This window comes from Pseudoxanthomonas sp. (genome assembly GCF_035999195.1).
In the GTDB taxonomy this organism is placed as follows: Bacteria; Pseudomonadota; Gammaproteobacteria; order Xanthomonadales; family Xanthomonadaceae; genus Pseudoxanthomonas_A.
On sequence record NZ_DASYGY010000009.1, the window covers coordinates 2,064,571 to 2,087,184 of the forward strand.

At 68.6% G+C, this 22,614-nt stretch carries 18 protein-coding genes and 2 pseudogenes; 10 read left to right on the forward strand and 10 right to left on the reverse strand.

Going from position 1 to position 22,614, the window contains the following annotated elements; translation table 11 throughout:
* The first annotated feature begins 191 nt into the window (after positions 1-191).
* Together VGN58_RS16620 and VGN58_RS16625 are read left to right on the forward strand one after the other, a co-directional pair.
* Positions 192-1,352: a GGDEF domain-containing protein gene (locus VGN58_RS16620; RefSeq protein WP_327484283.1), complete on the forward strand. Its 1,161-nt coding sequence runs from the start codon at positions 192-194 to the stop codon at positions 1,350-1,352.
* Between the two features lie 17 nt (positions 1,353-1,369).
* Entirely contained in the window at positions 1,370-2,323 is a 954-nt protein-coding gene (locus VGN58_RS16625) for an SMP-30/gluconolactonase/LRE family protein (protein WP_327484284.1), read from the forward strand.
* 585 nt (positions 2,324-2,908) lie between these two features.
* Here VGN58_RS16625 and VGN58_RS16630 read toward each other — a convergent pair.
* Complete coding sequence (locus VGN58_RS16630) at positions 2,909-4,276, reverse strand: OmpP1/FadL family transporter (RefSeq protein ID WP_327484285.1); 1,368 nt, start codon at positions 4,274-4,276, stop codon at positions 2,909-2,911.
* A gap of 354 nt (positions 4,277-4,630) precedes the next feature.
* Between VGN58_RS16630 and VGN58_RS16635 the strand changes: the two are divergent.
* Positions 4,631-5,194, forward strand: a pseudogene (locus VGN58_RS16635) (rhomboid family intramembrane serine protease); the annotation flags it as partial.
* A 93-nt stretch (positions 5,195-5,287) separates the two neighbouring features.
* Positions 5,288-5,608: a DUF1820 family protein gene (locus VGN58_RS16640; protein WP_327484286.1), complete on the forward strand. Its 321-nt coding sequence runs from the start codon at positions 5,288-5,290 to the stop codon at positions 5,606-5,608.
* Positions 5,609-5,725: 117 nt separating this feature from the next.
* On the opposite strand, the pseudogene VGN58_RS16645 reads toward VGN58_RS16640, so the two are convergent.
* The 3 genes and pseudogenes from VGN58_RS16645 to gpmI form a co-directional block, all read right to left on the reverse strand.
* A pseudogene (locus VGN58_RS16645) lies at positions 5,726-7,045 on the reverse strand (S41 family peptidase); the annotation flags it as partial.
* 119 nt (positions 7,046-7,164) lie between these two features.
* Positions 7,165-8,421, reverse strand: coding sequence for a murein hydrolase activator EnvC family protein (locus VGN58_RS16650; protein WP_414710811.1), 1,257 nt, complete (start codon positions 8,419-8,421; stop codon positions 7,165-7,167).
* Complete coding sequence (gene gpmI, locus VGN58_RS16655; RefSeq protein WP_327484288.1) at positions 8,421-9,956, reverse strand: 2,3-bisphosphoglycerate-independent phosphoglycerate mutase; 1,536 nt, start codon at positions 9,954-9,956, stop codon at positions 8,421-8,423. Before gpmI ends, VGN58_RS16650 begins: the two co-directional genes overlap by 1 nt.
* A 159-nt stretch (positions 9,957-10,115) precedes the next feature.
* Between gpmI and VGN58_RS16660 the strand changes: the two genes are divergently transcribed.
* The 3 genes from VGN58_RS16660 to VGN58_RS16670 all read left to right on the forward strand — a co-directional run bounded on the left by VGN58_RS16660 (position 10,116) and on the right by VGN58_RS16670 (position 13,251).
* Positions 10,116-10,772, forward strand: a complete 657-nt coding sequence (locus VGN58_RS16660; protein WP_327484686.1) for a hypothetical protein — start codon at positions 10,116-10,118, stop codon at positions 10,770-10,772.
* A 115-nt stretch (positions 10,773-10,887) separates the two neighbouring features.
* Positions 10,888-12,594: a M28 family metallopeptidase gene (locus VGN58_RS16665; RefSeq protein ID WP_327484289.1), complete on the forward strand. Its 1,707-nt coding sequence runs from the start codon at positions 10,888-10,890 to the stop codon at positions 12,592-12,594.
* A gap of 264 nt (positions 12,595-12,858) precedes the next feature.
* On the forward strand, positions 12,859-13,251 hold the full coding sequence (locus VGN58_RS16670) for an MAPEG family protein (RefSeq protein ID WP_327484290.1): 393 nt from the start codon (positions 12,859-12,861) through the stop codon (positions 13,249-13,251).
* A gap of 177 nt (positions 13,252-13,428) precedes the next feature.
* Here the strand turns inward: VGN58_RS16670 and VGN58_RS16675 are convergent, their stop codons facing one another.
* The gene (locus VGN58_RS16675; protein ID WP_327484291.1) at positions 13,429-14,157 is read right to left on the reverse strand and encodes a pseudouridine synthase; all 729 of its coding nucleotides are present in this window, start codon (positions 14,155-14,157) and stop codon (positions 13,429-13,431) included.
* Between the two features lie 82 nt (positions 14,158-14,239).
* On the opposite strand from VGN58_RS16675, the gene VGN58_RS16680 reads away from it, so the two are divergent.
* Positions 14,240-17,032 carry a pitrilysin family protein gene (locus VGN58_RS16680; protein ID WP_327484292.1) on the forward strand — a complete coding sequence of 931 codons (2,793 nt, stop codon included), beginning with the start codon at positions 14,240-14,242 and terminating at the stop codon, positions 17,030-17,032.
* Entirely contained in the window at positions 17,029-17,295 is a 267-nt protein-coding gene (locus VGN58_RS16685) for a hypothetical protein (RefSeq protein ID WP_327484293.1), read from the forward strand. The genes VGN58_RS16680 and VGN58_RS16685 overlap by 4 nt, the downstream gene beginning before the upstream one ends.
* Positions 17,296-17,781: 486 nt before the next feature.
* On the opposite strand, the gene VGN58_RS16690 is transcribed toward VGN58_RS16685, so the two are convergent.
* Positions 17,782-18,615 (reverse strand): endonuclease/exonuclease/phosphatase family protein, encoded by an 834-nt coding sequence (locus tag VGN58_RS16690; protein WP_327484294.1) that lies wholly within the window; start codon positions 18,613-18,615, stop codon positions 17,782-17,784.
* Positions 18,616-18,775: 160 nt separating this feature from the next.
* Between VGN58_RS16690 and VGN58_RS16695 the strand changes: the two genes are divergently transcribed.
* Complete coding sequence (locus VGN58_RS16695; RefSeq protein WP_327484295.1) at positions 18,776-19,147, forward strand: hypothetical protein; 372 nt, start codon at positions 18,776-18,778, stop codon at positions 19,145-19,147.
* Between the two features lie 45 nt (positions 19,148-19,192).
* On the opposite strand, the gene VGN58_RS16700 is transcribed toward VGN58_RS16695, so the two are convergent.
* The 4 genes from VGN58_RS16700 to VGN58_RS16715 all read right to left on the reverse strand — a co-directional run bounded on the left by VGN58_RS16700 (position 19,193) and on the right by VGN58_RS16715 (position 22,483).
* Positions 19,193-19,759 carry a type 1 glutamine amidotransferase domain-containing protein gene (locus VGN58_RS16700; RefSeq protein ID WP_327484296.1) on the reverse strand — a complete coding sequence of 189 codons (567 nt, stop codon included), beginning with the start codon at positions 19,757-19,759 and terminating at the stop codon, positions 19,193-19,195.
* A 164-nt stretch (positions 19,760-19,923) separates the two neighbouring features.
* Positions 19,924-21,576, reverse strand: a complete 1,653-nt coding sequence (gene ubiB / locus VGN58_RS16705; RefSeq protein WP_327484297.1) for a ubiquinone biosynthesis regulatory protein kinase UbiB — start codon at positions 21,574-21,576, stop codon at positions 19,924-19,926.
* Positions 21,573-22,214, reverse strand: coding sequence for a ubiquinone biosynthesis accessory factor UbiJ (locus VGN58_RS16710; protein WP_327484298.1), 642 nt, complete (start codon positions 22,212-22,214; stop codon positions 21,573-21,575). Before VGN58_RS16710 ends, ubiB begins: the two co-directional genes overlap by 4 nt.
* Before the next feature lie 110 nt (positions 22,215-22,324).
* Complete coding sequence (locus tag VGN58_RS16715) at positions 22,325-22,483, reverse strand: DUF1328 domain-containing protein (protein WP_082563134.1); 159 nt, start codon at positions 22,481-22,483, stop codon at positions 22,325-22,327.
* Positions 22,484-22,614 lie beyond the last annotated feature (131 nt).

The window sequence follows — 22,614 nt, forward strand, 5'->3', positions numbered from 1 at the left end:
CCCGCTGCCCACGAAGCCCCGCTCGCGCGGGGCTTTTTCTTTGGGCGTGACCCACGGCAATGACAGGCGCCACCGCGCACGGTGATGCTGGGGCGACCGACCACTCAGCGGAACGCGTGCTGCCGGATCGCGTCGCCTTTTGCGTTCTGGCAGCGACAGGATGCGCCTGCGCGAGCAAGATCCCCCACCGCATGACCACCGATTTCTACAACCTGCTGCTCAGCGACTGCGCGCTCGCCGCCGTGCTGCTGGCGCTGTTCTTCTACGTGGGCAAGGTCTCGCGCGGGGTGCGCGGCATCGCCACATGGGGCGTGGCGCACTTCCTCTACTCGCTCGGTGCGGCGATGCTGGACGGCACCGCACAGACACTGGAGCGCGCCGGCAGCGAGGCGCTGGCCGACGGGATCGCCGGCGCCGGTGGACTGCTGGCGTGCGCGGGGCTGGTGGGGCTGGCGTGGTCGATGATCCAGTTCGTGCAGCAGCGTCCGCTGATGCGCTGGGAGCGCGCACTGCTGCCGCTGTGCCTGGGCTTCTCGCTCGTCGGCATCGTCGTGGACGGCGGCGTGGATGCGCAGGGCGCGGCGATGAGCGCCACCGAAGTGATCGTGCTGCTGGTGATGCTGCGGCACCTGTTCGTGCTGCGCGCGGCGCCCGACCACGTGCCGGCGCGCCTGATGATGGCGGGCTGCGTGGTGCTGCTGTGGCTGTATGGCGGCGACCTGCTGGCGGCGCTGACCGGCCGCTACGGCCCCAATCCGTTGTGGGTGAACCTGGACCTCTCGATCTGGTTCATGCTCAATTTCTGCATGCTGATGCTGGCCAGCTTCCGCGCGGCGGAGCCGTTGCGGCGAAGCGCGCTGTTCGATCCGCTGACCGGTGCGCTGAACCGGCGCGGCCTGGACAACGAACTGCAGGTGCAGCGCGAATGGATGCCGTCCGAGTACGGGCTGGCGGTGATCGTGCTGGACCTGGATCACTTCAAGATGGTCAACGACGATCACGGCCACGAGACCGGCGACCTGGTGCTGCGGCGGTTCTCCGACGTGGTGCGCGGCTGCATCCGCAGCGAGGACGTGTTCGCGCGGCTGGGCGGCGAGGAATTCATGCTGGTGCTGCGCGACACGTCCGCCGACACCGCGCACGCACTGGCCGAACGCATCCGCCAGCAGGTGATGGCGCTGGAGTTCGCCCCGGCCGGCCGCACCATCCGCGTGACCGTCAGCCTGGGCATCTCGTTCACCGCCGACCGCCATGCGCCCTACGAAACGCTGATGCGGCTGGCCGACGAGGCGCTGTATGCGGCCAAGCACAAGGGGCGCAACCGGATCGAGGTACGCTGGCACCCCGCCTGAACCCGAGACTCCCCTGCATGCCACGTCGCCATCGCCTTGCCCTTGCCCTGCTCCTGTGCGGCATCGCGCCGCTCGCGCACGCCTCGGCCTACCGCTCGGTCTGCCCTGCCGATCCGGGCCGGCCGCCCTCGGGCGACCTCACCGCCACGCGCGTGGCGGCGGCGAAGGTCGACGACGACCAGGACCGGCTGTACGAGGGCGCCGTGTGGAAGGAGGGATCGCTGTACCTGTCCGACTTTGTCCACACCGGAACGTTTCCTTCGCGCATCCGGCGATTCACCCCGCCGGACCGTTGGGAGACGGTGGTCGAGGACAGCGGCAGCAACGGCCTGGCGCTGGACACCGAGGGCCATCTGATCGCCGCCACGCACGACCGCAAGCAGGTGGCACGCGTGGACCTGGCCGACGGTACGCGCACGGCACTGGTATCGAGCTTTGAAGGTGCGCCGTTCAATTCGCCGAACGACCTGGTGATGGCAGCCGACGGCACGCTCTACTTCACCGATCCCGACTACCAGCGCAAGGCCGCGCCCGGTGGCCAGCCGCGCACGCGCGTCTACCGCCACCATGCCGGCACCACGACGGTGGTCGACGACACCCTGCGCAATCCCAATGGCATCGCCCTGTCGCCGGACGGCGGCACGCTGTACGTGGCCGGCGGCACCGACGACGGCGATGTGCTGCGCGCCTACCCGCTGCACGACGGCGCCCCCGACAAGGGACGCGACCTGGCACGCATCAGCGGCGGCGATGGGCTGGCCATCGACTGCCTGGGCAACGTGTACGTCACCGAACACGGCGACCGGCGCGTGCGCGTGTTCTCGCCCGCCGGCAAGGTGCTGGCCACCATCCGCGTGGATGCCAACATCACCAACGCGGCCTTCGGTGGCGCGGACCGCCGCACGCTGTTCCTCACCGGCGCGGCCAGCCTGTGGTCGATCGACCTGGACGTGGCGGGGCTGCCGTACTGACGGCATCGCGTGCGCTGTGCGCCAGGCGCTCTCGGCGGGAGATGGGCTCGAACGCCAGGCGTACGTAGCGTGCGCTGAGCGCACGCTACGGCTGCTTGATCCTTCTCCCTTCGGGAGAAGGTGGCGCGCAGCGCCGGATGAGGGTGTGCGGACCGCTGAACCTTCGCCACCCCGCCGACCCTCACCCCAACCCCTCTCCCGAGGGAAGAGGGGCTCCAAAGCGCCATGCCGGGCGGGTGCCGACGTAGCGTGCGCGATGCATGAACCCGTCATCGCGTGTCGTGCGCACAGCGCACGCTACGCCTGCCTGATCCTTCTCCCTGCGGGAGAAGGTGGCGCGCAGCGCCGGATGAGGGTGTGCGGACCGCTGAGCCTTCGCCACTCCGCCGACCCTCACCCCAACCCCTCTCCCGAGGGGGGAGGGGCTTCAAAGCACCATGCCGGGAGGGTGCTGACGTGGCGTGCGCCGTTCGCACGATGCATGAACCCTTCATGCGCACGGCGCACGCTACGGACCGCACGCTTGCGCAGCAAAGAAAAACCCCGCCGAAGCGGGGTTTCTCGTGGTCCGGATCCGTGCTGCGATCAGAACTTGTACTGCATCGACACACCGAACAGGTCGGCGCCGCCTTCGAAGTCGCCGACCAGGCGCGCGCGCGTGCTGGTGGTCAGGTCGACTTCCGGGGTGTCGACGATGTCGATCTTCACGTAGCTGGCGCTCAGCTCGAAGTGCTCGGACACGTTCCAGGTCATGCCCAGCGAGTACCACATGCGGTCCTGGTCGGGCAGGCGCGGGGTGCGGTACGGACGGCTGACGGGGGAGTCGTCGCGGGCCACGCCGGCGCGGAAGGTGAACGTGTCGCTGAACTTGTACTCGCCGCCGATCGAATAGAACCAGTTCTCGTCCCAGTTGTAGTCTTCGGCCGAGTCGGGCTGGGCGGGGTTGTCGAACTCGATGCGGATTTCCTGCAGCGACGACCAGTCGGTGCGGGTGACCTCGGCCATCACGGTGAAGCGGTCGGTGGCGTAGTAGGTGGCACTGAACGCGTCGATCGCCGGGGTGGTCAGGTCGGCACCGCCGCCGCCGTTGATGAAGATGCCGTTGCCCAGCGCCGCACGGACGTTGGCCGGCACTTCGAACACCGCGTCGCCGTCCAGCTCATGGTCGACCTCGGAACGGTGCGAATAGCCCAGCGACAGCTTGTCGGTCGGACGCCAGTTCATGCCGACGATCCAGCCCAGGCCATTGTGGGTGCCGTTGATGCTGGCGAAGCCGTCGTTGCGCTGCGGTCCGAACTGCGCGGTCGGGCCGACGCACGCGGCGGGGCTGCGGCCGCAGATGATGGTGCCGAAGTCCACGGCGTTGGACAGGGTGACGTCCGCGTGTTCGTAGATCAGGCCGGCGCCGACCGAGAAGCTGTCGCTCAGCTCCAGCGAGGCGGCCAGCGTCAGGTCGACGATCTTCACGTCCGATTCCAACGCGTGGTAGCGGCCCTTCCAGCCCGCGTCGTATTCGGTCTTCAGGCCGAACGGCGCGCTGATCATCATGCCCAGCGTCAGGTACTCGAAGTCCCCGCTCAGCGGCAGGATGAAGGACGCGGCCGGCACGGCGGCCACGTCACCGGCGTCGCCGCCGTTGCCGCCGGTCAGCGGCTGCTGGAACGGGGTGCCGGTGGCGGCGGTACCCGTACCGGTGAATTCGTAGGACAGGTCGATCGCGGTGACGTCGGCCTGCAGGGTGCGCTCGGTGAAGGTGGACATGACGGCGGGGTTGTTGACCACCACCGAGGCGTCGCCCTTGGCGGACGCGGCACCGGCCATCGCGCGGCCCTGGGCCTTGACGCTGTTTTCCTTCAGCTGGAAGGCGGCCGCGTGGACGTCGCCATAGGCGAGGACGCCGGCGATGCCGAGGGCCAGCGCCGAGACGCGGGTGAGGTTCTTAGCAAATTCCATGGAATGTCTCCGGAGACGTGGGTAATGAGCACCTGCGTCGTTCAAGGCCGCGGATGTTGTGGTCCACCCGTTCGGCCTGCCGGAAGCCCCTCCCGACATACGACGCCGTATGCAGTATACCCGCTAACTAAACTCTAACAATCCGTCGTAAGTCATTGCCCCTATTCAGTTTCGTTGCGCCGCACCATGGGCAGTGCGGCGCCGACCCGCTACAGTGCGGGCCGCATGTTCGTCTCCCTGCCTTCCCGCCGCAAACCGCCGGTCCGCTGGGCCACACCGGCGCTGCTGGTCCTGCTGTCCGCCGCCTTCTGCTGGGCGTTGACGCTGGGCGACGCGGCCCAGGGCCATCTGCTGAACCGCTGGGGTGCGCTCACCGGCGGCATGGTGGCGCCGGAGGTCTGGCTGGCGTCGCTGCAGAGCGGCACGGTACTGCGGTTGTTCACCGCCCTGTTCCTGCACGCGGACTGGGCGCACCTGCTGGGCAACCTGGTGTTCCTGCTGATCTTCGGCCTGCCGGCGGAGCGGGCGATGGGGCCGTGGCGGTTCCTGCTGCTGTTCCTGGTGGGCGGTGCGGTGGCCAACGTGGCCGCCGTGCTCAGCATCGGCACGCCGGACCGCGTCATCATCGGCGCCAGCGGCGCGATCTCGGCGGTGATCGGTGCGTATCTGGCGCTGTTTCCCACCGCCAAGCTCGGTGTGGTGCTGCCGCTGGGCCTGTTCCTGGAATTCGTCAAAGCGCCCGCCTCGCTGCTGATCGGCATCTGGGCGCTGCTGCAGGTGGTGTTCGCCTACACCGGCCCGGCCTTCGGCGCGGTGGCGTGGTGGGCGCATATCGCTGGCTTCCTGTTCGGCGTGGTGTTCGCGCTGTTCGTGCGTGCCGCGATCGCGCGGCGGATGCGCAAGCGGCAAGGGTATTGAAGGCAGGAGTGAGGGGAGAGGAGTGAGCAGTGAGCAAAAGCGGCGGCCGTCGCTCACTCCTCACTCCTCTCCCCTCACTCCTATAATCGCCGCATGAAGAAGACGCTCTACAAGATCACCTTCCACAACCACACCAAGGTCTACGAGCTGTACGCGCACAAGGTGGCGGCCAGCGGGCTGTGGGGCTTCACCGAAGTCGCGGATCTGGTGTTCGACATGCACGAGGGGCTGGTGGTCGATCCCACCGAAGAACGCCTGCGCGACGAGTTCGGCAACACCCTGGTGCTGCACCTGCCGATGCAGAGCATCATCCGGGTGGAAGAGGTCGAACGGAAAGGCCAGTCGGCGATCCGCGATGCCGCCACCGGCGAGAAGGTGGTCACGCCGTTCCCGATGCCGGCGAAGCCGCGCTGAACAGCAAAGTCGTTCATCCTGTGGGAGCGACGTCAGTCGCGATGCAGCCTGACGGAGTTCACGACTGACGTCGCTCCCACACCGCACTGCTCAGCGTCGCTGCGGATCCGACGGCCCCCGCGCCGTCGCCGCCACCTTCTTCAATTCCGCCAGCGCCGCGGTGATCGGCGCGTCGCCCTCCAGCACGTCGCCCGGCACGTAGCCGGCCGCGCCCTCATCATCGCCGCGCAGGTGACCGGGCAACGTGGCTTCGGTGACGTACAGCTGGCCGTCCTGTTCCACCACCGAACCGGGCTTGCCGCCCGCCTCCGGCTTCACCACCACGTCCGGCACGATGCCGCTGGCCTGGATCGACTTGCCGCTGGGCGTGTAATAGCGCGCCGTGGTCAGCTTGACCGAGTCGCCGTTGTCCAGCGGCAGCACGGTCTGCACCGAGCCCTTGCCGAAGGTGCGACTGCCGACCACGCGGGCGCGGCCGTTGTCGCGCAGCGCGCCCGCCAGCACTTCCGAGGCGCTGGCGGAACCGGCATCGACCAGCACCACCACCGGCGCGCCACCGAGGCGGTCGCCGGGCGTGGCATCGAACTTGGAATCGCTGATCGACAGGCGTCCGCGCGTACTGACGATATTGCCCGTGTCGAGCAGGTCGTCGGCGATCTGCACGGCCGCCAGCAACAGGCCGCCGGGATTGCTGCGCAGGTCCAGCACCAGTCCGCGCAGCTTGCCGTTCTGCTGCAGCGTGTCGACCTGCTTCTGGAACTCGGCGGCGGTGTCGGTCTGGAACGCGCTGATGCGCACGTAGCCGTAACCGGGCTCGAGCACGCGGCTGCGCACGCTGGCCACGCGGATGGTGTCGCGCACCAGGCTGACGTCGAACGGCTTGGGCGTGCCCTCGCGCACGATGGTCAGTACGATCCTGCTGCCCGGCGCACCGCGCAGCGGTTCCATGCCGTCCTGGGCGCTGATCGGCTTGCCGTCGATCGCGGTGATCAGGTCGCCGGACTTGATGCCGGCCCTGGCCGCCGGCGTGCCGTCGATCGGCGACACCACGAGCAGCGTGCGGTCGGGCTGCTGCATCAACTCCACGCCGATGCCTTCATAGGCGCCGTTGGCCTGCTCGTCGAAGGCTTCGGAATCGGCCTTGTCGAAATAGGTGCTGTGCGGATCCAGATCGAGCAGCAGGCCGCGGATGGCGGACTGCATCAGTTTCCTGTCCTCGACCGGCTCGACGTAGGCTTCCTTGACCGCATTGAACACCGCCACGTAACGGCGGATCTCCTCGAGCGGCACCTTGGGTGCGTTCTCGGCGGCATCCGGATCGTCGCTGGGCGCGACCACCGGCGGCGTCTCCGGCCGCGGTGCCTGCTGCTGCGCCTGCGCCGGCAGCGCGGCGAGCAGGGCGACGGTCAGGAGGGCCAGGGGAAGACGCTGCAGCATGCGCGGAGCTCCGGATAGGGCGGACGATGGACACCGCGAACGCCCGCGGAGTTCATCCCGATTATGCGTGAAGGCGCGCGGACGGGATGTTCAAGCCGGGTTACGGCCGGCGACGCCGTTCATCGCCGCTGCAGCCACGAGGAAGGATCCACCGGCTGGCCGTTGCGACGCAGTTCGAAGTACAGCGCGGCCTGCCCCTGGCCACCGGACGTACCGACACGCGCGACCGCGTCACCACGCTTCACCCGGTCGCCGCTGTCCTTGAGCAGGCTGTCGTTGTGCGCGTAGAGGCTCATGTAGCCATTGCCGTGGTCGAGGATGAGGATCAGGCCGTAGCCGGTCATCCATTCGGAGAACACCACCGTGCCGTCGGCGACCGCGGTGACCGGGGTCCCCGAGGGCGCGCCGATCAGCACGCCGGTACTGGCGCGCCCGTCCGGCAGGCGGCCACCGTAGCGCGCCAACAGATTGCCCGACACCGGCCAGCCCAGGCCGCCGACTTTCAGCGGTGGAGCGGATGCCACGGCGGGGCGCGGCGCCGGGGCGCGCGAGGTACGTGCGGCCGCACTGCCGCCCTCGCGCTTCTGTGCCGCCGCGGCGGCAGCGGCTTCGCGACGTGCGGCGGCACGACGTTCGGCTTCGGCACGCGCGGCGGCGGCGCGCAGGTTCGCCAACAGGCGTTCCAGCGAACGCGCATCCTGGCCCAGCGCCTTCTCCTTGCTCGCACGATCCTGGTACCGCTGGTCCAGGTCGGCCATCAAGCGGGCGCGCGCCTTGCGATCCTTCTCGAGTTGCGACACCTGCTGGCGCTGCTTCGTGCGCGCCGCATCCAGTTCGGCCTGGCGGGCGACGATGTCGCGCTCCACCTGGTCCAACGCGGCCAGCTCGGCATTGAGGGATTCGATGCGGCGCGCCTGGTCGCGCTGCACGTAGCGGTGGTAGGCGAGCAGGCGGTTGGCATCGGCCACGCGATCCTGCGACAGCAGCACCTTCAGCGGTGCATCGTCGCCGCGCTGGTAGGCCGCGCGGACCAGTCCCGCCAGCTGAGCGCGCTGGGTCGCCTGGCGGGCCCGCATCGCGTCGCGCTTGCGCTGCAGGTCTTCCAGGGCGGCGGCTTCGCGGCGCAGCGCCGCCTCGGTCTCGGCCAGCGAGCGCGTGGTACGGCCGACCTGTTCGTCGGCTTCGCGCAACTGGCGCGAGGCGGCGCCGCGCTCGCCTTCCAGCTTGCGGCGTTCCTGGGCGATCGACTTCAGCTCGCTGCGCACGCGCTGCAGCTTCTGCTCGGCCTCGCGCGGGGACTGCGCCGGGGCCGGCGCGACCAGCGTCAGCCCCGTGAGCAGGAGCACGCCGCATGCGAGCCGGTTGCGATGCGGCATCAGGCGTCGATCAGGCTGCGACCGCTCATCTCGGCCGGCTGCGGCAGGCCGAGCAGCTGCAGCAGCGTCGGCGCGACATCGCGCAGCGCGCCGCCGCTGCGCAGCGTGGCGGCCGGTGCGCCTTCCGGCTGCACCAGCATCAGCGGCACCGGACCGACCGTATGCGCGGTATGCGGCTGGCCGGTGGCGGGGTCGCGCATCATTTCCAGGTTGCCGTGGTCGGCGGTGATGATCATCGCGCCGCCCGCCTGGCGCACGGCGGCGTCGATCGCGCCCACGGCCTTGTCCACCGCCTGCGCGGCCAGGATCGCGGCCTGCAGGTCGCCGCTGTGGCCGACCATGTCCGGGTTGGCGATGTTGCAGACGATCGCGTCGAAGCGGCCCGAGCCGATGGCATCGACCAGCTTCTCGGTCAGCTCCGGGCAGCTCATCTCCGGCTGCAGGTCGTAGGTGGCGACCTGGGGGCTGGGGATCAGGATGCGCTCCTCGCCGGCGAACACGTCCTCGCGTCCACCGCTGAAGAAGAACGTCACGTGCGCGTACTTCTCCGTCTCCGCGATGCGCAACTGGGCCAGGCCGGCCTCGGCCAGCAGCTCGCCGAAGGTACGGCGCAGATCGTCGGGCGCGAATGCCACCGGCGCCGGCAGCTTGGCGTCGTATTCGGTCAGGCAGACGAAACGCGCGAGCGCAGGGACGCGACGGTCGAAGCCGTCGAACGCCGGCGACACGAACGCCGCCGTCAGCTGGCGCGCGCGGTCGGCGCGGAAGTTCATGAAGACCACCGCGTCGCCGTCGGCCATCGGCTGCGCGCCGTCGATGACGGTGGGCAGCACGAATTCGTCGTTCTCGCCGCGCGCGTACGCCGCGTCCAGCGCGGCGATGCCGCTGGCGGCATGGTGCTCGCTCTTCGCCTCAACCATCGCATCCCAGGCCAGCCGCACGCGATCCCAGCGCTTGTCGCGATCCATCGCGTAGTAGCGCCCGCTGACCGAGGCGATATGCGCGTTGCCGAGCTTCGTGCACAGGTTCTGGAGCGCACGCAGGCTGGGCTCGGCCGACTTCGGCGGTGTATCGCGGCCGTCGAGGAAGGCATGCACCGCCACGCGCGGCACGCCCTGGCGCCTGGCGAGTTCCAGCATCGCGAAGAGGTGCAGCTCATGGCTGTGCACGCCGCCGGGCGACAGCAGGCCGAACACGTGCAGGGTCTTGCCGTCGGCCCTGGCGGCGTCGCACGCGGCGACCAGTTCGGCGTTGGCGTAGAAGCTGCCGTCCTCGATGGCGGCGTCGATGCGGGTCAGGTCCTGGTAGACGATGCGGCCCGCGCCGAGATTCATGTGTCCGACTTCGGAGTTGCCCATCTGCCCGTCGGGCAGGCCCACGTGGCGGCCTTCGGTGTGGATCAGCGTGTGCGGCGCAGTGGCCAGCAGACGGCGCCAGTTCGGCAGGTCGGCCTGCGCCAGCGCGTTGTCGGTGGGGTCTTCGCGATGCCCCCAGCCATCCAGGATCAGCAGCACGACGGGCTTGGGACGCTTCACGGACGCAGGGGATGCGGACACGGCAGGATTCCAGTGACTTCAGGCAGGTGACGATTGTAGCGAAGCATGGTGCCATCCTTGTCCGCACGCCGGCGTTTAAACCCTCTTCCGCACCGGCGCATCAGACCGATACGAGACCACCCGAGAGGCAACCCCATGATCCGTCCCCGTACCGCGCTGCTGCTGACCCTGGCCCTGGCCACCACGCCTGCCCTGGCCCAGCAGGAAATCTCCAAGGTCAACGGCAGCATCACCGCCGAGGCCGGCCAGGCCTATGGCGACCTGGACACCGTCAACGGCAGCATCCGCATCGCCGACGGCGCCACCGCCGAAGACGCCAGCACCGTCAACGGCAGCATCAACGTCGGCGACAAGGCACGCGTCGATTCGCTGGAGACCGTCAACGGCTCCATCCGCGTCGGCAAGGACGTGCAGGTCCGCAAGGACGTGGAAACCGTCAACGGCAGCATCTTCACCGACCGCGGCACCACCGTCGGCGGCGGCATCGAGACCGTCAACGGCGCCATCGGCCTGGTCGCCACCCAGCTGGCCGGCGGCATCGAAACGGTCAACGGCGACATCACCGTGGGCATCGGCTCGCAGGTAAAGGGCGGCATCAAGGTCGAGAAGCCGCAGGGCTGGAGCCTCAAGCCCAAGCGCGACCCGCGCATCATCATCGGACCGAACGCCGTGGTCGAAGGCCCGCTGGTGTTCGAGCGCCCGGTCACCCTGTACGTGCACACCAGCGCGAAGATCGGCCCGGTGACCGGCGCCACCGCCAAGCCGTACAGCACCGATACCGCACCGGCCGAATAAGCCTTTCTGCCCCTCCCCCGCTCGCGGGGGAGGGTTGGGATGGGGGCGCTGTTCGCGCAAAGCCGGACTCCCCCGTTACCGCTAGAATCGGGATTCCGTCCGTTGAGGAATCCCGATGTCCCGCAAGTTGATGCTGGTGCTCGCCACCGCCGCCGCGCTGGCCGCGTGCAAGCGCGAGCCCGAGACCCCTGCCGTCGCGCCCGACGCCGCCACCCTGCCCGCCGCGGCGCATGCCTTCACCGCCGACATCACCGAAGGCGATTTCGCCGAGATGGTGAACACGCTGGCCTCGGACGAGTTCGAAGGCCGCGCCCCCGGTTCGGTCGGCGAGGAGAAGACCGCCGCCTACCTGGAAGCGCAGATGAAGCGCATCGGCCTGCAGCCGGGCAACAACGGCAGCTACTTCCAGGACGTGCCGATGGTGGAAACCACCGCCGACGAGGCCGCGACCACGCTGTCGCTGACCACGTCCGCCGGCAAGCGCGACCTGAAGTTCGGCACCGATTACGTCATCGGCACCCGTACCGGCCAGACCGAAGTCAAGCTGGATGCCAGCGACCTGGTCTTCGTCGGCTACGGCGTCGATGCGCCGGAGCAGCAGTGGAACGACTACGCCGGCCAGGACTGGACCGGCAAGACCGTGGTGATGTTCGTCAACGACCCGGGCTTCCACGCCAAGGACGAAACCCTGTTCGGCGGCAACCGCATGACCTACTACGGCCGCTGGACATACAAGTTCGAGGAAGCCGCACGCAAGGGCGCCGCTGCCGCCCTGATCGTGCACGACACCGCCGGCGCCAGCTACGGCTGGGACGTGGTGAAGAACTCCTGGTCCGGCGCGCAGTACGACCTGCCGGCCAAGGACGACCCGGAGAAGCGCATCCCGCTGCAGGGCTGGCTGAGCGCCGAGGCCGCGAAGCAGCTGTTCGCCGATGCCGGTCTCGATCTCGAGGCCGCCTACGCCAGCGCCGGCAAGCGCGGCTTCAAGCCGGTACCGTTGAAGGCGCAGCTGTCCGCCGCGGTGAAGAGCACCATCACCGAGAAGACCTCGCGCAACGTCATCGGCGTGCTGCCCGGCGCCAGCAAGCCGGACGAGGCCGTACTGTACATGGCGCACTGGGACCACCTGGGCAAGCATGAAGGCGAAGAGGGCGACAACATCTACAACGGTGCCGTCGACAACGCCACCGGCGTGGCCGGCATCCTGGAGATCGCCGAAGCCTTCGCGCACCAGGATCCGAAGCCGGCGCGCTCGGTGGTGTTCGTGGCGGTGACGCTGGAAGAGTCCGGCCTGCTCGGTTCCAAGTACTACGTCGCGCACCCGACCTTCCCGCTCGACAAGATCGCCGGCGTCATCAACCTCGACGCGATGAGCGTGGGCGGCAAGTCGCGCGACTTCGTCGTCACCGGCAAGGGCAACTCGCAGCTGGAAGACATGCTGAAGGTCTATGCCGACCAGCAGGGCCGCGTGCTCGCCGAGGAAGGCAACCCGGCCGGCGGCTACTATTTCCGCAGCGACCACTTCAACTTCGCCAAGGCCGGTGTGCCGGCGCTGTACGCCAAGGGCGGCAACGACCTGCTCGACGGCGGCGTTGAGGCGGGCAAGGCGGCGAGCGAGGAGTACGCCAAGCGCTACCACCAGGCCAGCGACGAAGTGCACGACGGCTGGAAGCTGGACGGCGTGGTGCAGGACCTGCAGGCGCTGTACGGCGTGGGCAAGGACCTGGCGGTCGAGAACACGTGGCCGAACTGGTACGACGGCAACCCGTTCAAGGCCGCGCGCGACGCGATGATGAAGAAGGCGGAGCCGGCGAAGCAGTAATCCGGCTACCGTGATGCGATACGAAGACGGCGCCGCAGGGCGCCGTTTTCTTTGCCCCACTCCCGCGATCAGCCGGTGAGCTCTCTTGTTGGACCGACGTAAGTCGCGATGAGGCTTTACCGATGCGCCCATCGCGACTTACGTCGCTCCCACGCCCTACTTCCGCCATCCCTCACACCCACCCCGGCGCCCGGGGAGGGAGACCTCCCATGGACGCCCACCCGCCCCACGCACTAGGCTTCGCCATCCTCGGAGGGAAACGTCATGTCGATCGCTTACTGGTGCATCCTGATCACCGCCCTGCTGCCGTACCTGTGGGTCTTCATCGCCAAGCGTTCGGGCGAGCGCTACAACAACCGCAACCCGCGCGCGTGGATGGCCAAGCAGGACGGCAACTACAAGGTGCAGCGCGCCAACGCCGCGCACCTCAACGGCTTCGAGGCGTTCCCCGCCTTTGTCGCCGGCGTGCTGATGGCACAGTTGGCCGGCGTGCCGGCCGACACCATTACCCCGCTCGCCATCGCCTTCGTGGTGGCACGCGTGCTGCATGGCGTGTTCTACCTGGCCGACAAGCAGTCGCTGCGCAGCCTCGTCTGGCTGCTCGGCATGCTGTGCGCCGTGGCCCTGATGGTGCTGGCGGCGATGCGGGTGGCCTGACGTTGCGGGTTGGTTGTTCGTTGTAGGAGCGATGTCAGTCGCGACCACACGCCTTGGCAGCTACTGGCGTTTCAGCGCGAGGACACACGCCGATACTGCTGCCCCTGGATCCCACGATCCAGGCATTTCGTTTCTGCGGTCGCGACTGACGTCGCTCCTACAGACAGCACAGCCGCGTCAGCGCAGATCGGCTTCCCACCCGAACAGCGCATACGCCTTGCGGAACTCCGCATCCAGCGGCGCCACCGCCTCGATGCGCTCGCCGGTCGACGGATGCGGGAACGACAGCCGCACCGCGTGCAGCAGCATGCGGTGCACGCCGTGCATGCGGAAATGGCGATTGTGGCGACCGTCGCCGTGGCTGGTGTCGCCGATCAGGTGATGGAAGGCGTGTTTGAGATGTCGCCGGATCTGGCGGAAGCGGCCGGTCTCCGGCTGGCAGCGCAGCAGCGCATAGCGTGAGGTCTCGAAATCGCCCGACGGCAACGGCAGCTCGCCGGTCGCCAGCCGCACGAAGCGGGTCAGCGCGGGCTTCTTCTCCGGCTTGCCCGGACCACCGTCGATGGCGTGGTCCACGATGAAATCCGGCTCCGGCCAGCCCCGGCACACGGCCAGGTAGTCCTTCTCCACCTCGCGCGACATCAGCACCTTGCCCAGCGTCGAGGCGCTGTCCCGGTCGAAGGCGACCAGCAGGCAGCCGCTGGTGGCGCGGTCGAGCCGGTGGATCAGGAAGATCGGTTTGCCGAACTGCACGCGCAGGCGGTCGGCGACGAAGTCCGTCTCGCCGCGCGCCAGCTTGCTGTCGTGCGCCATCACGCCTGCGGGCTTGTTGACCACCGCGATCTGCGCATCGGCGTACAGCACGGGCAATGCGCCGTCGTCGATCGTCGTCTCACCGTAATCCATGAATCTACGTCCCTCCCGAATCTGCGAAACTCGTGCCACGCCGCCGGCGATGGACGCCCGCGGCCGTGATGGAGGATTCTGGATGAAGTCACCCCGTTTCATTGTCGCACTCGGCCTGGCGATCACGCTGGCGCTGGGCCACCCCGTCGCACTGCAGGCGCAGACCGCGCTGCCGAAGGGCGTCGCTGCCGGTCCCAGCATCGAGGGCATCAGCGAGTACACCCTGGCCAACGGCCTGCGCGTGCTGCTGTTTCCCGATGCCACCAAGCCCACCGTGACCGTCAACCTGGTCTACAACGTCGGCTCGGTGCACGAGAACTACGGCGAGACGGGCATGGCGCACCTGCTGGAGCACCTCCTGTTCAAGGGCACGCCCACGCAGTCCGACATCAGCGGCGAAATGAAGAAGCGCGGCATCGACTTCAACGCCACCACCGGGCTGGACCGCACCAACTACTATGCGTCGTTCCCGGCCAACACCGACACGCTGGAGTGGGTACTGAAGATGGAAGCGGACCGCATGGTCCATTCCAACGTGGCGAAGAAGGACCTGGACAGCGAGATGACCGTGGTCCGCAACGAGCTGGAAGCCGGCGAGAACAATCCCGGTGGCGTGCTGTTCCAGCGCATCCGCTCCACCGCCTTCCTGTGGCACAACTACGGCAACACCACCATCGGCGCGCGCAGCGACGTGGAAGGCGTGCCGATCGACCGGCTGCAGGCGTTCTACCGCCAGTGGTACCAGCCCGACAATGCGACGCTGATCGTCGCCGGCCGCATCGACACCGCCGACGTGCTGGCACGCGTCGCACGCCACTTCGGCCCGCTGAAGAAGCCCACGCGCGTGTTGCCGCGCTCGTACACCGTGGAGCCCGCGCAGGACGGCGAGCGCGAAGTCAACGTCCGCCGCGTGGGCAACCTGCGGCTGGTCGCCGCCGCCTACCACGTGCCTGCGGTGGCGCATGCCGACAACGCGCCGTTGAGCGTGCTGGCCAACGTGCTGGGCCACACGCCCGGCGGTCGCCTGCACAAGGCGCTGGTGGAGGGCAAGCTGGCGGCCGGCAGCGGGGCGAACAGCGAATCCATGCGCGATCCCGGCCTGCTGACCGCCGTCGCGGTCATCCCCAACGACGGCGATGCCCAGAAGACCGAGGCCGAGTTGCTGAAGCAGCTGGAGCGGATCGCCGCGCAGCCGGTGACGCAGGCGGAAGTGGACGAGGCCAAGCAGCGCATCGGCAACGCCTACGAACTGTATTTCACCGACGTCAACGCGGTCGGCATGGGCCTGTCGGAGTTCCAGTCCGCCGGCGACTGGCGCCTGCTGTTCACCACGCGCGACGCCATCGAGAAGGTCACCGCCGCCGACGTCAACCGCGTCGCCGCGACCTACCTGAAGGCCAGCAACCGCACGCTGGGCCGCTTCATCCCCAGCGAAACGCCGGAGCGCGTGGAGATCCCGGCCGCGCCCGCCGTCGCCACGCTCGTGGACGGCTATACCGGCCGGGCCGCGGTCAGCGCGGGCGAGCAGTTCGATCCCTCGCCGCGGAACATCGAATCGCGCACGCAGACCTTCACCCTGGGCAAGGCGCTGCGCGTATCGCTGCTGCCGAAGAAGACGCGCGGCGGCACGGTGATCGTCGACGCCAACTTCCGCTTCGCCGACGAGGCCGCACTGAAAGGCCGCGAAGGCGCCGCCGGCATCACCGGCGCCATGCTGATGCGCGGCAGCAAGACGATGACCCGCGCGCAGATCGACCAGCGGCTGGAGCAGCTGAAGACGCAGGGCAACATCGGCGGCAGCCTGCAGGGCGCATCGATCGGCCTGCAGACGCGGCGCGAGCATTTGGCCGACGCGCTGGCGCTGGCCGCGGACGTGCTGCGCAACCCGGCGTTCCCCCAGGACGAGTTCGAGCAGCTGCGGGTGCAGGCGCTGACCGGCATGGAGGCCTCGCGCCAGGAGCCGGGCGCGATCGCCGGCCGGGCGCTGGCGCAGTACTTCGATCCGTGGCCGGCCGGCCATCCGCTGCGCAACCGCACGCTGGACGAATCCATCGCGATGATGAAGGCGCTGACGCTGGACGACGTGCGCGCGTTCCACCGCGATCTCTATGGCACGTCGGAAGGCGAGATCGCCATCGTCGGCGATTTCGACCCGGTCGCCGTGCGGACGCAACTGGAGCAGCTGTTCGCAGGCTGGAACGCGGTCACGCCGTACGCCTCCATCGATACCCGCCACACCGATGTGGCCGCCAAGCGCGAGCGCTTCGAGACGCCGGACAAGCCCAATGCGGTGCTGCTGGCGCGGCAGAACCTGCCGCTGCGGGTGACCGATCCGGACTACCCCGCGATGATCGTCGCCAACCGCATCTTCGGCGGCGGCGCGTTGAAGTCGCGCCTGGGCGATCGCATCCGCCAGCAGGAAGGCCTCAGCTACGGCGTCTCCAGCGGCATCCGCGCCGACGACAGCCGCAGCGGCCAGGACGATGCCGGCAGCTTCACCGTGCAGGCCATTGCCGCCCCGGAGAACATGGCGAAAGTGGAAGCGCTGGTCCGCGAGGAGCTGGAGAAGCTGGTGAAGGACGGCGTCACCGACGAGGAACTGAAGGACGCCGTGGCCGGCACGCTGACCGAGCGCCAGCAGGCCCGCGCCGAGGACGGTACGGTCGCCGGCATGCTGACCGACCAGCTCTACTTCGGCCGCACCATGCAGTTCACCGCCGACCTGGATGCGAAATACGCCGCGCTGACGCGCGAGCAGGTCAATGCGGCGATCCGCAAGCACCTGAAGCCGGAGGCGCTGAGCGTGTTCGTGGCGGGGGATTTCGCGAAGAAGGCGGCGAGTGCGCCTGCCGCCGCCCCGGGATCGACGCCATGAGCGATGCGAAGCGGGACGCGGCCCTCGCCCGCTGGCAGAAGATCCGCGACCAGGGGCCGCTGCGCTTCATCGTCTACCGCGGCATGCTCGGCTGGGGCCTCACCACCGCGGTACTGTGGTGCGGGTTGATGATGGTGTTCACCGACAGGGAGTTCGTACCGCTGGCGACCGCCGCGCTGATCGGCTTCCCCATCGGCGGCCTGGTCTGGGGTGGCGCGATGTGGTTCATGGCGGAAAAGCACCGCGAGCGAGCGGAGCGCTGACGAAGCGTCAGCACGATGATCCACCGCATCGACAACGGCCCCGCAAGGGGCCGTTGCCGTTTGTGCGGCATGTACCGCGTGCGCCGATGTTCTCCGCATGCTGCCGGAGGCGCCTTTGCCGCCGTGGGAGCGACGTCAGTCGCGATGAAGCGGTAGCGATCACTCATCGCGACTGACGTCGCTCCCACGAAGACCTCCCGCGACGACGGGGTCATCATGATGCGCCGAGCGTCACCCACTCGCTCCGTGCAACGGGCAGCGGGTACCGGAGGCGGGTGAGGGACGGGTGGAGCCGTGATTTACCCGTATTCGCCGTCATACCTGAAGCGATGTCCATCGCAGCCTGTCGCGCGCTTCGCTGTCACGCGCGCCCCTCCCTCATCAGCCCTTCGGGCATCTGCTCCCCGCCCCGCGGGGCGAAGGAAGGCATGGCGGGCCCGTCGCCTTCGCGTCGAGAGCTCCGGGTGCGATCTCCCGGTTCCGCCGCTACGGGAGCCGCAGCGTCGCCACCAGCGGGAAGTGGTCGGACGGATAGCGGCCGTTCCAGCGCGTGGTCACCGAGGTGATCGATTCCGGCTGCACGCCTTTGACCATGATCCAGTCGATGCGGCGGCCGGCCTTGCCGGTGAACCCATGGAACGTGGCCTCGCTGCCTTCGACGCGGGGCGCGGCCGTCCATGCATCCTGCAGCGCGCGGGCGAGCACGGCATGCACCTCGCTGTCGGGCGTGGTGTTGAAGTCGCCGGTCAGCACCACCGGCGCATCGTCGGGCAACGTGGCCAGATACGCGGCGATGGCCTTCGCGCCCTTCACGCGCGCGGCTTCGTCCTGGTCACGATATGGCAGGTGGGTGTTGAGCAGATAGAAGCGCTTGCCGTCGCCGCGCCGCTCGAACAGGGCCCATGTCACCAGGCGCGGGTGCGGATGATTCCAGCTGATGCTGCCCGGCACGTCAGGTGTGTCGGACAACCAGAAGTCGCCGGCATCGACCACCTTCAGACGGTCCTTGCGGTAGAACACGCCCATGTGTTCGCCGCCGCCATCGGCCTCGCGCCCGCGACCGAACCACGCGTACTGCGGCATTTCACGCGCCAGGTACTCGGCCTGGGCCTTCACCAGTTCCTGCAGGCCGATCACGTCGGGCGCCTGCTCGCGCAGCATCTTTACCGCCAGCGGCTTGCGCGTTTCCCAGTAATCCACGCCATCGCTCTCGGCGGGCAGGCGGATGTTGAAGCTCATGACGGACAGCAGATCGGTCGCATGCACGGGCATGCACCCGACGCCCAGCAGGATCGACAGTATCCAACGCCAACGACGCATGAGCGGCTCCAGGCAGGCGGGCCGCCATTGTCGCGCAGGCGGCGCTTGAACGGTGAGGACGCACGGACGGTGTGGCGACGCTCCCGCGCCCGGAAGTGAGGCAAGATGTGCCCGGGCAACAGAAAAGGAGAACCTCCTGCCTGGCAACCTGCTGTCGGCGATGCTGGCCGTGGCCGTGTCCGGCGAGCCGGTTCCGCCGCCCGTGATCCTGACGATCGACAGCGGCGCACCGTCGACCGTCGTGGATCCGGTCACCGCCTGCGTGGCGGAGCGTCTACGACCCTTCGTCGGCCCCTACGGCGTGCAGCAGGCATGGCCGATCATCGCATCCCCCCCGGAGGCACTGCAGCACACCTTGGGCACACCGCTTTCCGATACGGGCATGGTGGCCGACGGTTACCGTCATACGCTCCATGTCGATACCGAGGCACGCGCCGTGTATGTGGTCGAACAGGGCGGTTTTGCGGGCACGTTCAGGGTGTATGGCCCCCTTCCGCTGCCGCAGTGTCGATTACGCTCAGGGGACGGCTGAAAGACCGCGTTGCCGCACCCAGCGACAACGCGGGTCGTGCGCTGGTCAGGCCGAACGGCGCTGGCCGTCGTGCGTTCCTTCCGCGATCTCTTCCACCAGCTTCGCGCAGAAGGCGGGCAGGTCATCGGGCGTACGGCTGGTGACCAGGCCCTTGTCGACGATCACTTCGTCGTCCTTCCAGGTCGCGCCGGCGTTCTCCAGGTCCTTGCGGATGTTCGGCACCGAGGTGACGGTACGTCCCTTCAGCACGTCGGCATTGGCCAGCACCCAGGGGCCGTGGCAGATCGCGCCGACCGGCTTGCCGGCATCGAAGAAGCCGCGAGTGAAGGCGAGCGCCTTGTCGTCCACGCGCAGCGCGTCCGGATTGAACAGGCCGCCGGGAATGACCAGCGCGTCATAGTCCTGTGCGCTGACCTCGGACAGTACGTGGTCCACCTTGACCTCGTCGCCCTTGTCGAAATGCTTGAAACCCTGGATGTGCCCGCTTTCCAGCGAGACGACGTCGACCTGGGCCTGATGTTCCTTCAAGGCGCGCATCGGCTCGGTCAGTTCGGACTGCTCGAAGCCGTCGGTGGCGAGGATGGCGACGCGTTTTCCGGTCAGGTGGCTCATGGGGGAACTCCGTACGAATGAGTACCCACCGTAGCGTGCGTCGTGCGCAAGGCATGCGAAGGAATCGTTGCCGCCACGTCAATGGAGCGAGACCTGAGGGGAGAGGAGTCAGGAGTGAGTGAAAGCAAGTGCCGCCACCTCACTCCTCCCAACTCACTCCTGCCTCACCGCCTCGGCCACGCCGCCAGCAGCGCCCACAACCCGCCGATGCCCGCGATCCATGCCGCCGCGGGAACATCGAACAGGCGCGGCCCGCCCGCTTCCAGCGCGTACAACACGGCGGCCACGATCAGCAGGCCCACGCCGAGAATGGCGGCGACCACGCGCCGCTGCATGCCCTTCATCGTATGCGCGAGGTCGGTGAGATCCTTCGAGCGCAGCGACAGCTCGTGCCGGCCGTCCACCTGCTGGCTCAACCAGGCGTGCACCAGCCGCGGCATGTCCGGCGCGTGGGTCATGATCTCCGGCAGGCGCTTGCGGAATTCCTGCGCGGCCCGCTGCGGGCTGTAGCGCTCCAGCAGGATGCGCTCCAGCACCGGCTTGGCGACGGCCCAGATGTCGATCTGCGGATCCAGCTGGCGCCCCACGCCCTCGATGTTGAGCAGGGTCTTCTGCAGCAGGATCAGCTGCGGCTGCAGGGTCAGTTCGTAGCGCTGCGCGGTGCGGAACAGCTTGGCCAGCACCTCGGCCAGCGAGATCTCGCTGAGCGGGCGGGTGAAGTACGGCTCGCAGACGGCGCGCGCGGCGGCTTCCAGCTCGTCGATGCGGATGTGCGCCGGCATCCAGCCGGCCTGCACGTGCAGCTCGGCGATGCGGCGGTAGTCGCGGTTGAAGATCGCCATGAAGTTCTCGGCGAGCCAGTACTGGTCGTCGCGCGAGAGCTGGCCCATGATGCCGAAATCCAGCGCGATGAAGCGAGGATCGGTCTTCCGTTCCGGATCGACCCAGATGTTGCCGGCGTGGGCGTCGGCGTGGAAGAAGTTGTCGCGGAACACCTGCTGGTAGAACACGCGCACGCCCTTGGCGGCCAGCGCGCGGCGATCGATGCCGGCGGCGTCGAGGGCGGCGATGTCGTCGGACGGGATGCCGCGCACGCGCTCCATCGTCATCGCGCGCTCGGCGGTGTGCGACCAGATCACCTCGGGCACATAGAGGTCGGGCGACTCGGCCCAGTTGCGCCGCAGCACGCTGGCATTGCCCGCCTCGCGCTGCAGGTCGAGCTCGGCGGCCAGGGTGTTCTCGATCTCGGCGACGATCTCGCGCGGGCGGATCTTGTCGGCGTTGGGATGGGCGCGCTCGACGATGGCGGCGACGCTTTCGAGCAGCGCGATGTCGCCGGCGATCTGCTGGCGGATGTCGGGGCGCAGCACCTTGACCACCACCTCGCGCCCGCCGGGCAGCGTGGCCGCATGCACCTGGGCGATGGACGCGGATGCGAGCGGGGTGGTGTCGAAGTGCTCGAACGCCTCGTGAATCGGACGGCCGAGTTCCTCCTCGACCAGCGCCCGCGCACGATCGCCATCGAACGGCGCGACCCGGTCCTGCAGCAGGGTGAGTTCTTCCGCGATGTCGGGCGGGATCAGATCGCGACGTGTGGACAGGATCTGGCCGAACTTGACGAAGATCGGACCCAGCTCCTGCAGCGCCAGCCGCAGACGCGCGCCGCGCGGCTGGGCGGCGATCTCGGCCGAGGCGCGTGGCACGAACGGACGACCGAGCTTCAACCAGCGTTCGACCAGCGTGCCGTCGAGCAGGTCGTCGAGGCGATAGCGCAGCAGTACCCGGCCGATGCGGCTGGCGCGCAACACGGACTTCATGCGCGATGCTCCACGCGGGCCGCCAGGCGGCCGACACGTACGGCCATGCGCTCGACGTCGTCGCGGATCGCATCGACATCGTCATGGAAGGCATTCAGTTCTTCGCGTCCCACCACGTCGCGCGATTCCTCGGTGATGTAGTCGGCGGCGCTTTCGGCCAGGTTGCCCGCGGCGACCCGGACCTGCTGCAGGCCGGCGCGGACCGCATTGGCGACCTGCACACCGATCACGTCACCGAACACGCGCGTGAACGGCAGCGACCAGTCCGGATCGAAGCGGCTCGCGAGCGTCTGCAGGCGACGCGCCAGATCGGCATCGCCGGAGACCTTGACCTTGCCCACGGGCGTGGCGTGGTCGCGACGCAAGAAGGGAAGCTGGCCGAGCAGGCCACCAAGCGTGCTGCGCACGGCGAGGTCGACTTCAAGGACCTCACTGGCGGGCCCGACCTGCAGGCGGCCGCCGCCGACGGTGATGTCCATCGCCAGCGGGGGTGCCTCGACCTGCAGCTGGATGCGGCGGCCTTCGAGCGGCAGCAACGCGGCGGACGTATCGGGGTCGAGTGACAGCGCCTGGTTGAGTGCAGCTTCCAGTGCGCGACTGGCGAGGGGTTTCAGGGCATCGAACGGGGACAGGTCCATGCCGCCATTCTAGGGCCTGTACGCCCCGCCCGCCCTTCTGCCCGCATCGTGCGGGCTCGGGGCGGGCTCGACGGCGTCCTGCCGTCCCGGCGGAGGGAAACGGTGACGCGTCAGACGCGCTTGCCGCGCAGCAGCGAGATGATCGCCAGGATCACGAAGACGACGAACAGCACCCACGCGATGTTGGTGGCGGCGCCGGCGATGCCGCTGAAACCCAGCACGGCAGCGATGAGCGCGATGACGAAGAAGATGATGGCGTAGCGCAGCATGGAAACTCCCTTTGGCATTGGCCAGTGGTGCAGCCGGTAGTGGCGTGCGCATGCTGAAACGGGGGGAGTCGTCATCGCGTGAGCGTCGTCCGCGGCGATATGGACAGGCTTCAGCGTCGTGATCCGGGCGT

What these genes read in the sequence shown, in the direction of transcription:
- VGN58_RS16640 (WP_327484286.1), top strand. Translation starts at nt 5,288, where the DNA reads ATGAAGAAGACGCTCTACAAGATCACCTTCCACAACCACACCAAGGTC.
- VGN58_RS16620 (WP_327484283.1), top strand. Translation starts at nt 192, where the DNA reads ATGACCACCGATTTCTACAACCTGCTGCTCAGCGACTGCGCGCTCGCC.
- VGN58_RS16670 (WP_327484290.1), top strand. Translation starts at nt 12,859, where the DNA reads ATGTCGATCGCTTACTGGTGCATCCTGATCACCGCCCTGCTGCCGTAC.
- VGN58_RS16650 (WP_414710811.1), bottom strand. Translation starts at nt 8,421, where the DNA reads ATGCCGCATCGCAACCGGCTCGCATGCGGCGTGCTCCTGCTCACGGGG.
- VGN58_RS16665 (WP_327484289.1), top strand. Translation starts at nt 10,888, where the DNA reads ATGTCCCGCAAGTTGATGCTGGTGCTCGCCACCGCCGCCGCGCTGGCC.
- VGN58_RS16690 (WP_327484294.1), bottom strand. Translation starts at nt 18,615, where the DNA reads ATGCGTCGTTGGCGTTGGATACTGTCGATCCTGCTGGGCGTCGGGTGC.
- VGN58_RS16630 (WP_327484285.1), bottom strand. Translation starts at nt 4,276, where the DNA reads ATGGAATTTGCTAAGAACCTCACCCGCGTCTCGGCGCTGGCCCTCGGC.
- VGN58_RS16710 (WP_327484298.1), bottom strand. Translation starts at nt 22,214, where the DNA reads ATGGACCTGTCCCCGTTCGATGCCCTGAAACCCCTCGCCAGTCGCGCA.
- VGN58_RS16700 (WP_327484296.1), bottom strand. Translation starts at nt 19,759, where the DNA reads ATGAGCCACCTGACCGGAAAACGCGTCGCCATCCTCGCCACCGACGGC.
- ubiB (WP_327484297.1), bottom strand. Translation starts at nt 21,576, where the DNA reads ATGAAGTCCGTGTTGCGCGCCAGCCGCATCGGCCGGGTACTGCTGCGC.
- VGN58_RS16625 (WP_327484284.1), top strand. Translation starts at nt 1,370, where the DNA reads ATGCCACGTCGCCATCGCCTTGCCCTTGCCCTGCTCCTGTGCGGCATC.
- VGN58_RS16675 (WP_327484291.1), bottom strand. Translation starts at nt 14,157, where the DNA reads ATGGATTACGGTGAGACGACGATCGACGACGGCGCATTGCCCGTGCTG.
- VGN58_RS16685 (WP_327484293.1), top strand. Translation starts at nt 17,029, where the DNA reads ATGAGCGATGCGAAGCGGGACGCGGCCCTCGCCCGCTGGCAGAAGATC.
- VGN58_RS16695 (WP_327484295.1), top strand. Translation starts at nt 18,776, where the DNA reads ATGCTGGCCGTGGCCGTGTCCGGCGAGCCGGTTCCGCCGCCCGTGATC.
- VGN58_RS16680 (WP_327484292.1), top strand. Translation starts at nt 14,240, where the DNA reads ATGAAGTCACCCCGTTTCATTGTCGCACTCGGCCTGGCGATCACGCTG.
- VGN58_RS16715 (WP_082563134.1), bottom strand. Translation starts at nt 22,483, where the DNA reads ATGCTGCGCTACGCCATCATCTTCTTCGTCATCGCGCTCATCGCTGCC.